Origin of the sequence: Aquimarina mycalae (genome assembly GCF_029906345.1) — a bacterium.
Lineage (GTDB): Bacteria > Bacteroidota > Bacteroidia > Flavobacteriales > Flavobacteriaceae > Aquimarina.
Map to the genome: position 1 here is coordinate 98,966 of NZ_JARYGY010000002.1, position 12,627 is coordinate 111,592.

Below are 12,627 nucleotides of genomic sequence, written 5' to 3' on the forward strand. Positions count from 1 at the left end.
AAATACCCAACTAATTCTATTAAAAAATTTTGATCTGAAAACATATATTTTGCGTTTTTTATCGTTAAAAAATGTATTTTACCGATATTTTAAAAGAATTTACAAGTTAGTAATTGGTTTAATAAGCTATATTTGCCCAAGATTAAAAATATCGGAACAAACTAATTTTGCCCCTCAAAACGAATTGATCCCAAAACCATAATTACCCCAAAATTTTGACAAAAAATCCCGAGTTTCCTCGGGATTTTTTATGTCTATATAAATAAGATAGATTATACAATCTTATTTCTTTTACGCTCTACTTCTGTCAAGAATACTTTTCTTAACCTTAAGTGATTAGGAGTTACCTCTACGTATTCATCTTTCTGGATATACTCTAAAGCTTCTTCTAAAGAAAATTTAATTGCTGGAACAATCTTCGCCTTATCATCTGCACCAGAAGAACGTACATTACTTAACTTCTTCGTTTTTGTAATATTTACGGTCATATCATCTCCACGAGAATTCTCTCCGATTACCTGTCCTTCATAAATATCTTCTCCTGGATCTACAAAAAACTTTCCTCTATCCTGCAACTTATCAATTGAATAAGGTATTGCGGATCCTTTTTCCATAGAAACTAATGAACCATTGATACGTCCAGGAATATCACCTTTAAGTGGTTGGTATTCCTTAAAACGGTGTGCCATAATTGCTTCACCTGCTGTAGCCGTTAACAATTGATTACGTAACCCAATAATTCCTCTTGAAGGAATCAAAAACTCACAAATCATGCGCTCTCCTTTAGCTTCCATGCTTAACATTTCACCTTTACGCATAGTAACCATTTCTACAGCTTTACCAGATACGTGCTCTGGTAAATCGATAGTCAATTCTTCAATTGGCTCACATTTAACACCATCAATCTCTTTAATGATTACTTGTGGTTGTCCTATTTGTAATTCATATCCTTCACGACGCATTGTCTCAATCAAAACTGATAAGTGAAGTACTCCTCTACCAAATACTAAAAATTTATCCGCACTATCTGTCTCATTGACTCTAAGTGCTAGATTCTTTTCTAGTTCTTTTTCTAACCTTTCTTTAATATGTCTAGAAGTAACGAATTTACCATCTTTACCAAAAAACGGTGAATCGTTAATAGTAAACAACATACTCATTGTTGGCTCATCAATTGCGATCGTTTTCAATCCTTCTGGATTTTCAATATCTGCAACGGTATCACCAATTTCAAATCCTTCTAGTCCGACTAAAGCACAGATATCACCTGCTTCTACTTTAGAAACCTTCATTCTTCCTAAACCTTCGAATGTATGAAGTTCCTTTATTCTGGACTTCTTTATGGTTCCATCTCTTTTTACCAAAGAAACTTGCATTCCTTCAGTCAATATTCCTCTCTGCAAACGACCGATTGCAATACGACCCGTAAATGAAGAGAAATCCAAAGATGTAATTAACATCTGTAGTGTACCTTCTTCAACTTTTGGAGAAGGAATATGTTCCATCACCATATCTAATAAAGGCTCTATATTATCAGTTTCTTTTTTCCAGTCATCGCTCATCCAGTTATTCTTAGCAGAACCATATACTGTAGGAAAATCCAATTGCCATTCTTCTGCTCCTAATTCAAACATTAGATCAAATACCTTTTCGTGTACCTCATCTGGCGTACAGTTTTCCTTATCTACCTTATTTACTACTACACACGGTTTTAAACCAAGATCAATAGCTTTTTGTAGTACAAAACGTGTTTGTGGCATTGGCCCTTCAAAAGCATCCACTAGTAATAATACTCCATCGGCCATATTTAATACACGTTCAACTTCTCCTCCGAAATCGGCGTGACCTGGTGTATCAATAATGTTAATTTTTGTTCCCTTATAGGTAACAGAAACGTTCTTAGAAGTAATTGTAATTCCTCTTTCGCGCTCTAAATCATTATTATCCAAAATTAAGTCTCCTGTATTTTCGTTTTCACGAAACAGTTGACAGTGATACATAATCTTGTCTACCAAGGTAGTTTTACCGTGATCTACGTGAGCAATTATAGCAATGTTTTTTATAGCAGTCATATACGCCTGATTTTAAGGGTGCAAAGGTACACTATATTTTAACAGGTTGTATGTTAAAATGTAATTATTAAAAAAGCTTCAAAATCAAGGACTTAAATCTCTCTTATGAAGTTTTTAAAATTTTTAAGAATAATACTTGTTAAAGAAAACATAGTTCTATAATTGGATCATAACAGGAACTCACAATAGGCATTATAAAATTATTATACTCCTTACACTTCTTGCCAGATAATCTTTTTATTCGACTACTAAAAGATATATCTTTGCATTTCTAAAATATGAATATGGAACTTTCTAAGATTAAAAACATAAAAAATCTTGATGCGAATAATTTTTTCCTTCTTGCGGGCCCTTGTGCCATCGAGGGTGAAGAAATGGCATTACGAATTGCAGAAAAAGTGGTAGAAATCACTTCTAAGCTAAAAATACCTTATGTTTTTAAAGGTTCTTTTAAGAAAGCAAACCGTAGTCGTATAGATAGTTTTACTGGTATTGGAAACGAAAAAGCACTAAAGATTCTTAGAAAGGTAGCAGAAACGTTTGAAGTTCCAACTGTAACTGACATCCATGAAAATGAAGATGCTGAGATGGCAGCGGCATATGTTGATATTTTACAAATCCCTGCTTTTTTAGTTAGACAGACTGACTTAGTAGTTGCTGCGGCTAAAACAGGAAAAACAGTAAATCTAAAAAAAGGGCAATTCATGAGTCCCGAAGCCATGCAACATGCAGTTAGAAAAGTAAAGGATAGCGGTAGCGACCTTGCAATGATAACAGATAGAGGAACTATGTTTGGATATCAGGATATGATTGTGGATTTTAGAGGGATACCAACTATGAAACAATATGCTACCACCGTTTTGGATGTTACCCATTCATTACAACAACCCAATCAATCCAGTGGAGTAACAGGAGGAAGACCTGATATGATCGAGACTATTGCCCGTGCAGGAATTGTAACAGGTGTAGATGGATTGTTTATGGAAACTCATTTTGATCCAGCTAATGCAAAAAGTGATGGAGCCAATATGTTAGATCTTCAATATTTAGAAAAACTACTTAGTAATTTAGTAGCTATTAGACAAACGGTCAATTCGTTATAAATTTTTCGTTTCTAAAAACATAGGCTTGTTTTAAAATCTCTACAAAAACCTGCTCATCTATTTCATCCTGATTGCGATAGCGAAGAGATTTTACATATTTCCTTTTATCTGATTCTAGCTTTTCTATATGCTTCGTAAAATATTGAGCATTCCAGAATCCTACATCTACGTACCCTTTTGTTACATTTAAATAGCAAATCGGTGATTTACCTATATAATAAAAAGGCACTCTCCATTTAAATAATAGCTCAACTTCTGGCAATGTAGCTTCTATAATTACCTGTAAATGTAGCAATATAGTCCTAAATGGTTCTGGTTGATTAAGAATGTATTGTTCTGCAGGTTTCATATGGCATATAATCTATCTAAAATTATACTTTTTTCAACTAATAATTATACCCTAATTAATATTCTTTAAAATTAATTTACTTTCTAATAGTAACAAATTCTATATACCTGACATAAACATCTATATATCCTAATAAACGCTATAACTAATTAACCATGGAAAATCTTTACAAAAAAATTACCGTAGATATCCCTGAACATCTTACAAAACCAAGCCTTTCTTTCAAAAAACATACTTGGTTAGCAATGGCAGGACTTATATTATTTGTGATTTCATATATCGCTTTATCCTGGTGGTTTGGGTATACTGCGTATCGATTGTTTTCGGATTCACTAACAGGAGGAAAAGATGCATTTATGAACTTTCTAATAGGAATTCCTAATTTGTTTCTATTCATATTCATGATAAAGGCATTGTTCTTTATTAAACGAGGAGGTGATCCAAATCAACAACAAATCACCGAAAAAGATGAACCAATATTATTTAACTATTTATACCAACTTGCTGATGAAGCTGGAGCCCCAAGACCGCATAAAGTATTTCTATCAAGCAGAGTAAACGCAAGTGTATCTTACGATTTATCAGTACTTAATTTCTTTTTTCCTTCAAAAAAAAACCTAGAGATTGGTATTGGTCTTATAAACGTGCTAAACCTTGGTGAATTTAAGGCTGTACTTGCACATGAATTTGGACATTTTGCTCAGAGATCTATGCTTGTTGGGAGATGGGTATATATGTCACATCAAATTGCAGCACATATCATTGGAAGAAGAGATGCACTGGATAACATCCTTCAAACCATTTCTTATTTAGACCTAAGAATAGCCTGGATAGGATGGATTCTGTCAATTATTGTGTGGTCAATTAGAGCAGTCATAGAGATTTTCTTTAAAATAGTCGTTATTGCTCATAGGGCACTTTCCAGAGAAATGGAATTTCATGCGGATCTTATCGCTGTTTCTTTAACAGGAAGTGATGCTCTTATACATGCGTTGCATCGACTACAAGCCGCAGATGATGCATATGACAAATCATTAAACATGGTTCATCTTGCTCTTAATAAAGAAAAGGCAGTTGTAGATATGTTTGCTTTACAGACCAATGCAATAGAAAGAATGGCGTTTATCTTAAACGAGAAAGATTATGGAGCTTCTCCTGAAGTCCCGTTAAAAAATCCTGAGGAAAATAGAATATTCACATCAAAGTTAGCTAACCCACCAAAAATGTGGGCAACCCATCCAGCGGATCATGATCGAGAAAACAATGCTAAAAAAGTATACATAAAAGCTGCTATCGATAATCGTTCTGCTTGGGAGTTATTCTCAAATCCAGAAGAAACGAAAAAGAATATCACTGCGGCCTTAATAGAAACTGCAAACATAAAAACAACTCCTCTTCCTACAGAAGAGAGTATTATCGATCAGAATAAGATATTTGACAAAGTATATTATCATCCAAAATACAGAGGTGTATATCTAGATCGAGAGTTTCTTAGATATTATGAAAATCCAAATGATATTTATCTTCAAAATTCGACCTTCTCAGATTTAAAAAAAGAAATAAACGCTTTATATCCAGAATCTTTAAATGAGGATCTGGAAATCCTTAAGACCATCAATGAAGAGCAGGTAATGCTTACCGCATTAAAAGAAAAAATTCTTACCGCTCCTGGAGGAGTAATTATGTATCGAGGAGAACAAATCAACAGAAAGGATTTGCCAGAAGTAATCCAAAATGTCGAAAGAGAATTGACAGAAGCGCAAGAAAAAATTCAATCTCACGATAAATTGAGTCGATCGGTATCTCTAAAAGCAGCCAAACAAATAGGAAATGGATGGGATCAATACTTAAATAACTTGGTGAATATTATACACTATTCAGAACATAACAGAGCGAATGTTGAGGATTCTGAAAATGTACTTTATAACGTACTGAATGTTGTAATGGCGGATGGAAGAGTTACTTCATCAGAATTAGACAGATTATTAAGAGTGGCGAATGATCTCCATGGAGTTTTGCAAAAGGTATATTCAAATACCAATAGTATTAAATTGTCAAAAGAATTTTTAGACAAATTAGAAACCAAAAACTGGGAAGAATTTATTGGAAAATTTGATTTAGTCCATGCAGATAAGGATAATATCAACGAATGGATGAAAGTTATCGAAAGTTGGATAAATACTGCAAAGTCTTCGTTATTTACGCTACGTTCTTTAGCTCTAGAAAGTTTATTAAAAGGTGAAGAATATGTCAACAACCTAGTTCTTCTGGATGAAATTTCTAATGATTCAGCTCCTTCACTTTCCACATTACCCGAAAAATACAACCTACTCAAACCAGGCATGGAAAGACCTATACAAAAAAAGCTTGGATGGTGGGATCGTTTTCAGACATCAGATGGAATCATTCCCTCAATTGCCAAATTAGCAGTTGCTGGAGTAATTGTAGGAGCAACAGTTTTTGCAGGAAGTTATGTTGGCACTTCGTCTCTTGCTATTTATAACGGTTTAGCAAAAGATGTAATTGTTCAAGTTAATGATAAGGAGATTGAATTATCCCCTTATTCTTCAGAAAAAATAGAACTTACCATATTAGAAGATCTTAATATTCGAACAACTTCTCTTGATAATGGAACAGAAATAGAAACATTTTCTCCTGAAACAGAATCCACATCTAAGACCTATGTTTACAATATTGCTAACGCGGCAGCTTTAGTTAAATGGACAGCATTTTACGGAGGCCAATCCTATAACAACGATAAACGTTTAGGGGCTTCCAGATGGAGTATTACCAATGCAGATTATGTTTTAGAACAACCACCTAATACAGTTTCGACAAGCGGTGGATCTACGACAAGAGATGTACTGGAAGCTTACAGCAACTATGACCCTGTATCTTTGATCAACATGGTATCATCTGAAGATGAAATCAATGCTATGATATCGTCACACGCTATATGGGATAGCAGGGAATCTGTTCATATTATGACTTGGTTGGCAGTGGCACAAAAACTGGATAATTTTGATACTATTCTTGAAGAAAGACTACAAAAAAACCCTGATGATCCAATGCTACTTAGAATGCAACAAGAAGGAGCTGAAGGGGAAGAAAAGGAGAAAATATGTGCCAATCATAGTGATTTAGCAGTGTCTAATCCAAATAATGCTAATTATTATTACCTAAAAACACGTTGCTTACAAGAAGGATCTATACAAAATGATGCCTTTAAATCGGGTTATAAAAAATGGCCAGATAATCCGTGGTTAGCCTTTGCTTCAGGATATATATATGCAGCAGAAGAAAATTGGGAAATGGCCGAAAAAAGCATGAAAACAGCTATAACAAAAGAACCCGCTCTTAGCTATTACATTAGTATGGATTTAAAGAGAATTCAAAACATGTTAGGGAGAGATACCAAGAATTCTTTCAAGAGAAACTTTCAGGTAGACTATCTGGATTACGTGGAAAAACTGGAAAAAGCAAGTTTTGATATTAAATCTTCACCTGATTATGCATACAGTCTGTTAAACAAGGGACAGCTAAAGGAGGCCATCAATCACACTAGAAACGATAAATTACAAGATTTTATTATTAGATATGCTGCCGCCTCTGATGGCGCAGATCAATCTATTATAGAATCTGCACTTTCGCTAGGAATAGAAAAAGGAATCAATGCGTATACAATCTGGTCTGCATTGGGATTAGCGGTTAGAGAAAATAAAGATATAGCACTATACAGATCCAAAATCAAGGAATTTTATCCCGAAGATGAGAACAAAATATTCGAATTCATTGATTTAGTAAAAAGCAATAATCTAAAAGTAGCCAAACAAAAATTGGGAGATATAAGGCCTTTGGAACTGGGTTCTTTTTATTCTTTAGGAACTATCATTTTAAAAGACAAAGCACCGAAACAATGGAGAGCAAATGCTAAAGGATTATTGTTTCTTAACGAAGGTCCTTATTTTAAGTAAATAACAATACATATTTCTAAAAACGATGATGGTATACACTGTCATCGTTTTTTTTATTGTCTAAAAAACGAAGGAAAAACAGGTCATAACACGGGAAACAAAACTTAATTACTTTTAAAACTTGCACAATTCAATATTTTGATTTTACTTTGTATTTCAAAGTACTTTATAATATGAGCACAGAAGATTATTTAAAAGATATCACTGAAATCAAAGATATGATGAATAAGTCATCACGTTTTTTTTCGCTCAGTGGTTTATCAGGAATACTAGCAGGAATCTATGCATTGATAGGAGCAGCTGTTGCTTATTATCTGGTAAGTGTTAGCGGAAGAGAATATCTAATCTTAGATGGTAAAATATTTAATTACATTTTAATTGATCTAGCCGCAATCGCTTTTTTAAGTGTACTTACTGCTGCTATATTAAGTAGTAGAAAAGCAAAAAGAAACAATGAATCTTTATGGAATTCGGCTTCTAAGCGATTATTAAGTGCTTTTCTAATCCCGTTAATCACTGGTGGAATCTTTATCCTCATAAAAATCTACAACAATCATTATGGACTTACAGGTTCATTAATGTTGATTTTTTATGGATTAGCGTTAGTAAATGCTTCCAAATACACTATTGGCAATGTAAAATATTTAGGGTATATAGAAATTGTACTCGGTTTAATATGCTCTATATTTCCAACATACGGATTTTGGTTCTGGGTGGCAGGATTTGGAATCATGCATATCATATACGGCAGTCTCATCTACTTTACACACGATAGACATGGATAAGGTTTCAAAAATTATTATGATAGTACTATGTGCTACTATAAACTCTTGTACTTTTTTTAACAAAGAAGAGATTCAGTTTGAGATCATAAATAATTCAGATTTTGCACTTAAAAATGTAAAAGTATCTACTTCAGAAAAATTAACAACGCAAAAGTTTGATAGTATTGAACCTAAAGAAAATATAGTGGATTTTCTTTCTATGAAAAATAATACTCAGGATGGAAGTTACACTATAGAATTTACCAGAATTAATAACAACAAAGAAGAAAACAAGTATGGCTATTACACTAATGGAACGCCTTTAGAAGATAGTATAAAGTTTAATATTCAAAATGATACAATAATTGTTGAATTTAATTGAATTAGTTACACACAAATATTTATTTTGCCAATCATTGTAAAGGTCAAAAAGTCTCATCTACGATGAGAAATGATATGAAAAATATAATAGGAAATATAAATAAAGCTTTTGATCATAGAATTCGATTAGGGATTATGTCAATCCTTATGGTAAATGAATATGCAGATTTTAAAACACTAAAAGAACTCCTTGGAGCTACAGATGGTAATTTAGCAAGTCATACCAAAGCTCTGGAGAAAGAAGAATACATCATAGTAGAAAAATCATTTATTGGCAGAAAGCCAAACACCAAATATAGTACCACTAAAAAAGGGCGCGAAGCCTTTAAAAAACATGTAGAGGCTATTGAAAAGTTACTAAAACAATAGCTATATTTTTTTATTAATTTACTTTGAATTTCAAAGTACTTTTAAAACACAAAATGAGATCAATATTATTAGAATTTTTATATGAATGTAGTAAAATCCCTTACCAAAAATGGTTTAAGAAAGAGGAGCCTTGGGATATATCCATATCGCAATTATTGAAACACCCAAAATCCAGCCTGGGATTTCATTTAGGAACTTTCTTGCTACAACATGATTTTACTCCTCAACCTAAATTAGAAAATCACGATGTATTTCATGTACTCACTAAAACTGGAATCACAGTTCCTGAAGAAATATCTATGCAATACTATCTTATGGGTAATGGGAAAAGAAGTATATACCTATATACCGTAATTTTTATTGGCACGCTACTCTATCCAGACAAATTTCGATTATTTAAGACTGCATATAGAAAAGGCAGAAACGCGCTTACATTTCATCAACTGGATTTCAAGAAATTATTAAATCAATCACTAGATACTATACGAATAACATTTTTAATCACTATCAAATGAAAATAATACAATCCATAAATAAAAATGCACTTATTATAGCTACTATTAGCTTTTTAATAGGAACTATACTCCTATTATTACAATTGATTATAGGTTGGGAGCAACTGATCTTTATTGGTATTTTTTATGTACTAATTGCTAGCGCACTTAACGGAATTACCTTTATAGGATTATTAGCCAACACAATAATCAACTATCACTATTATAAAGAAAATCTAGTAACCATTTCTATATGCTTACTCAATATTCCTATTGCAATTGGATACATTTCTTTAGTAATCAACAATCCTTTTCATAATACTTTTTTATAATGAATACCATATATAAACAACTGCCTTTTATCAAAGGTTTTAGTATTGCTGTATTTTTCAGTATCCTTCTACTCTTCATCAGAATTGTAAGAGTTGAATCCACATTTTTTCTATTTCTAGTATGGAATCTATTTTTGGCCTGTATTCCTTATGTTATCACTACTGTACTAAGTTTTAAAAAAGTACATGAAAATCGGTTCTTATTTGGAATAGGATTCATGGCTTGGTTAGCTTTTTTACCTAATGCACCGTATATTCTAACTGATTTTCAGCATATTCGAGTAAGCACATTACATTCTGTATGGTTTGATGTACTGCTTATACTATCTTTTGCTATCAATGGTATGATCATCGGTTTTGCATCCCTAAAAACCATGCAACAATTACTTCAGAAACATTGCTCAGTTAAAACCACACATATTATAACATACTTAGTACTATTATTATGTGGTTTTGGTATCTATCTAGGCAGAGTACTGCGCTGGAATAGTTGGGATATCCTTCAGCATCCATTAGATATTTTGGCAGATATAGCCAAGCGTGTTTTATTTCCGATAGAACACATAAACACTTGGGGATTTACCATTGGATTTGGTGGATTTCTAATCATTACTTATCACCTAATTCAATATTACCACAAAGAAAATAGCTAAAAATATAATCACTATAAATTTTAAAAACTATGGAAACTCAAAAACAAAAAAAGTCTTTTGGACAATGGGTAAAAACATCAATTACTGTACGCATGCTTATGGTAGGAATACTAATCTTGGTATTATTAATTCCACTTTCGTACATTAAAAACTTAATTCAGGAACGTTCTATCAGACAAGAACAAACTGTAGTCGGTGATATCAATCAAAAATGGGGTAACGAAGTGTTGTTGTATGGCCCTATTCTTAAAATTCCTTATCAAACTCATAAGATCAAAAAAATATGGGATGAGAAAACTAAATCTTATAACGAAGAAGATATCATTACAATACGACATGCCTTCTTCTTCCCTAATCTTTTAGATATTAAAGCTAATGTCACTACGGATACATTAAAAAGAGGTATTTATAAATCTCCAGTATACACTTCTAACATGAAGATTAATGGTTCATTTGCTACTCCTTCTTTTGATACAAGAGATATTGCCGAAGAGGATATTTTATGGGATAAATCTACGATCATTCTAAACTCTACAAATCTAAAAGGAATCAAAAGCAATCTACAATTACAATTAGGCCCAGATAAATATATTCTTCAATCAAGGTATTCAAAAGACTCATACACCAATACATTAGAAACAAAATTTTTAAGTGAAAATTCCTGGCCAAAAGAAAAAACAATAGATTTCAATCTAGATCTTATTATTAACGGAAGTAACCAATTAAAATTCATACCTGTAGGTAAAGAAACTAATGTAGCCATAACCTCCGATTGGGCTTCACCAAAGTTCGATGGAAACTATTTGCCTGATCCAAAAACCAAGACTATTTCAGATGAAGGTTTTAAAGCAAACTGGAAAGTATTACAAGTAAACAGAGAGTTCGAACAAGAGTTTTTTGGCGAACTACCGTACATCAATTCATCGGCATTTGGAGTAAAATTTATAGTACCTGTAGATGAATATCAAAAGAGCGAGAGAACTGCTAAATATGGCTACTTAGTAATTGCATTGACATTTTTAGTATTCTTTTTAATACAAACCATTAGTAAAATAAGTATTCATCCATTTCAATACTTAATGATTGGATTAGCTTTAACGATGTTTTACACTTTACTAATTTCGATTTCTGAACATTCCAGTTTTTTAAACGCGTATCTTATTGCAGGAACATCCGTAGTCTTACTTATCTCCGTCTATTCTAAAGCGATTCTTAGGAGCTTCAAATTTATGGCAATGATATCGGCATCTCTAACCGCTTTGTATGCCTTTATATTTGTTATCATTCAGTTAGAAGATTATGCGTTATTAGTAGGAAGTATTGGATTGTTTTTAATACTGGGAACTATTATGATGGTATCTCGAAAGATTGATTGGGGAAATGACGGTGTTTAACTATAAAGCATAATATAATTAATACAGATATAGTGTAGAGAAAAGCTCAAAATTTTAAAATTTAAATTCATAATTCAAGAATGCTGGTTAGTTAGTTGAGAAAAGTCGTGCTTCGGATTTTTGAAGTTCGGCTTTTTTTAACAAAGATTTGTCTCCTTTCGAAATTGTGTTTAAAAAATAAAACTATTACTTTCCGATTCTAAATAGATCGACATACATTTAAAATGATATCATAAAAAACATACTAATGAAAAAGAACATTTTTATAACACTTCTGGCAGCTTCAACTATATCTATTTTCTCTTGTAAAAAAGAGGCTGATAAGAAGATCATCACCGAAGAAATAAAATTCACCAAAGAAGGAGAACTTTCTATACACAACTTAAAAGATTCTATTCCTAATCAAATTGTTGCTTTGGACATTGAAATTGCTGATAATGACTACGAAAGAGAAACGGGTTTAATGTACCGTAAATCTATGCAAGAAAACAGAGGTATGTTATTTATACAAGAAAATTTTAAACCTCAAAGTTTCTACATGAAAAATACTCTGATACCGTTAGATATCATTTATATAGATGATCAATACAAAATCGTGAGTTTTCAGAAAAATGCAAAACCATTAGATGAAACTTCACTTCCTTCAGGAAAGCCAGCAAAATATGTTTTAGAAATAAATGGAGGATTATCTGATCAATGGAATCTAAAAGAAGGTGATTCTATTTCCTTTAAGAAAAACTAA

General features: G+C 32.4%; 12 protein-coding genes. 10 read left to right on the forward strand and 2 right to left on the reverse strand.

The features are described 5' to 3' along the window. Positions 1-272: 272 nt before the first annotated feature. On the reverse strand, positions 273-2,072 hold the full coding sequence (gene typA / locus QBK95_RS05115) for a translational GTPase TypA (RefSeq protein ID WP_280931248.1): 1,800 nt from the start codon (positions 2,070-2,072) through the stop codon (positions 273-275). Positions 2,073-2,356: 284 nt separating this feature from the next. Between typA and kdsA the strand changes: the two genes are divergently transcribed. Then, positions 2,357-3,175 (forward strand): 3-deoxy-8-phosphooctulonate synthase, encoded by an 819-nt coding sequence (gene kdsA / locus QBK95_RS05120; RefSeq protein ID WP_280931250.1) that lies wholly within the window; start codon positions 2,357-2,359, stop codon positions 3,173-3,175. Here the strand turns inward: kdsA and QBK95_RS05125 are convergent. Beyond that, positions 3,162-3,524 carry a DUF1801 domain-containing protein gene (locus QBK95_RS05125; RefSeq protein WP_280931252.1) on the reverse strand — a complete coding sequence of 121 codons (363 nt, stop codon included), beginning with the start codon at positions 3,522-3,524 and terminating at the stop codon, positions 3,162-3,164. The two genes, kdsA and QBK95_RS05125, sit on opposite strands and share 14 nt — an antisense overlap. A gap of 155 nt (positions 3,525-3,679) precedes the next feature. On the opposite strand from QBK95_RS05125, the gene QBK95_RS05130 reads away from it, so the two are divergent. From QBK95_RS05130 to QBK95_RS05170, 9 genes are all read left to right on the forward strand, one after another. Then, a complete protein-coding gene (locus QBK95_RS05130; protein ID WP_280931253.1) occupies positions 3,680-7,498 on the forward strand; it encodes a M48 family metallopeptidase in 3,819 nt (1,272 codons plus the stop codon). Positions 7,499-7,671: 173 nt separating this feature from the next. Next, positions 7,672-8,283, forward strand: a complete 612-nt coding sequence (locus QBK95_RS05135; protein ID WP_280931255.1) for a hypothetical protein — start codon at positions 7,672-7,674, stop codon at positions 8,281-8,283. Further along, a complete protein-coding gene (locus QBK95_RS05140; RefSeq protein ID WP_280931258.1) occupies positions 8,276-8,644 on the forward strand; it encodes a hypothetical protein in 369 nt (122 codons plus the stop codon). The genes QBK95_RS05135 and QBK95_RS05140 overlap by 8 nt, the downstream gene beginning before the upstream one ends. Before the next feature lie 74 nt (positions 8,645-8,718). Then, positions 8,719-9,012, forward strand: a complete 294-nt coding sequence (locus QBK95_RS05145) for a winged helix-turn-helix domain-containing protein (RefSeq protein ID WP_280931262.1) — start codon at positions 8,719-8,721, stop codon at positions 9,010-9,012. A gap of 53 nt (positions 9,013-9,065) precedes the next feature. Continuing rightward, a complete protein-coding gene (locus tag QBK95_RS05150) occupies positions 9,066-9,527 on the forward strand; it encodes a Coq4 family protein (protein WP_280931266.1) in 462 nt (153 codons plus the stop codon). After that, positions 9,524-9,838, forward strand: a complete 315-nt coding sequence (locus tag QBK95_RS05155; protein ID WP_280931269.1) for a hypothetical protein — start codon at positions 9,524-9,526, stop codon at positions 9,836-9,838. The genes QBK95_RS05150 and QBK95_RS05155 overlap by 4 nt, the downstream gene beginning before the upstream one ends. Further along, a complete protein-coding gene (locus QBK95_RS05160; RefSeq protein WP_280931271.1) occupies positions 9,838-10,491 on the forward strand; it encodes a DUF1361 domain-containing protein in 654 nt (217 codons plus the stop codon). The genes QBK95_RS05155 and QBK95_RS05160 overlap by 1 nt, the downstream gene beginning before the upstream one ends. Before the next feature lie 29 nt (positions 10,492-10,520). After that, positions 10,521-11,885, forward strand: coding sequence for a cell envelope integrity protein CreD (gene creD, locus QBK95_RS05165; RefSeq protein ID WP_280931272.1), 1,365 nt, complete (start codon positions 10,521-10,523; stop codon positions 11,883-11,885). A 247-nt stretch (positions 11,886-12,132) separates the two neighbouring features. Beyond that, complete coding sequence (locus QBK95_RS05170) at positions 12,133-12,627, forward strand: DUF192 domain-containing protein (RefSeq protein WP_280931274.1); 495 nt, start codon at positions 12,133-12,135, stop codon at positions 12,625-12,627.

Excerpts from the sequence above, each read along its gene's own strand:
- QBK95_RS05170 (WP_280931274.1), top strand. The coding sequence starts at position 12,133 with ATGAAAAAGAACATTTTTATAACACTTCTGGCAGCTTCAACTATATCT.
- QBK95_RS05155 (WP_280931269.1), top strand. The coding sequence starts at position 9,524 with ATGAAAATAATACAATCCATAAATAAAAATGCACTTATTATAGCTACT.
- creD (WP_280931272.1), top strand. The coding sequence starts at position 10,521 with ATGGAAACTCAAAAACAAAAAAAGTCTTTTGGACAATGGGTAAAAACA.
- QBK95_RS05125 (WP_280931252.1), bottom strand. The coding sequence starts at position 3,524 with ATGAAACCTGCAGAACAATACATTCTTAATCAACCAGAACCATTTAGG.
- QBK95_RS05145 (WP_280931262.1), top strand. The coding sequence starts at position 8,719 with ATGAAAAATATAATAGGAAATATAAATAAAGCTTTTGATCATAGAATT.
- kdsA (WP_280931250.1), top strand. The coding sequence starts at position 2,357 with ATGGAACTTTCTAAGATTAAAAACATAAAAAATCTTGATGCGAATAAT.
- QBK95_RS05160 (WP_280931271.1), top strand. The coding sequence starts at position 9,838 with ATGAATACCATATATAAACAACTGCCTTTTATCAAAGGTTTTAGTATT.
- typA (WP_280931248.1), bottom strand. The coding sequence starts at position 2,072 with ATGACTGCTATAAAAAACATTGCTATAATTGCTCACGTAGATCACGGT.
- QBK95_RS05150 (WP_280931266.1), top strand. The coding sequence starts at position 9,066 with ATGAGATCAATATTATTAGAATTTTTATATGAATGTAGTAAAATCCCT.
- QBK95_RS05135 (WP_280931255.1), top strand. The coding sequence starts at position 7,672 with ATGAGCACAGAAGATTATTTAAAAGATATCACTGAAATCAAAGATATG.
- QBK95_RS05140 (WP_280931258.1), top strand. The coding sequence starts at position 8,276 with ATGGATAAGGTTTCAAAAATTATTATGATAGTACTATGTGCTACTATA.
- QBK95_RS05130 (WP_280931253.1), top strand. The coding sequence starts at position 3,680 with ATGGAAAATCTTTACAAAAAAATTACCGTAGATATCCCTGAACATCTT.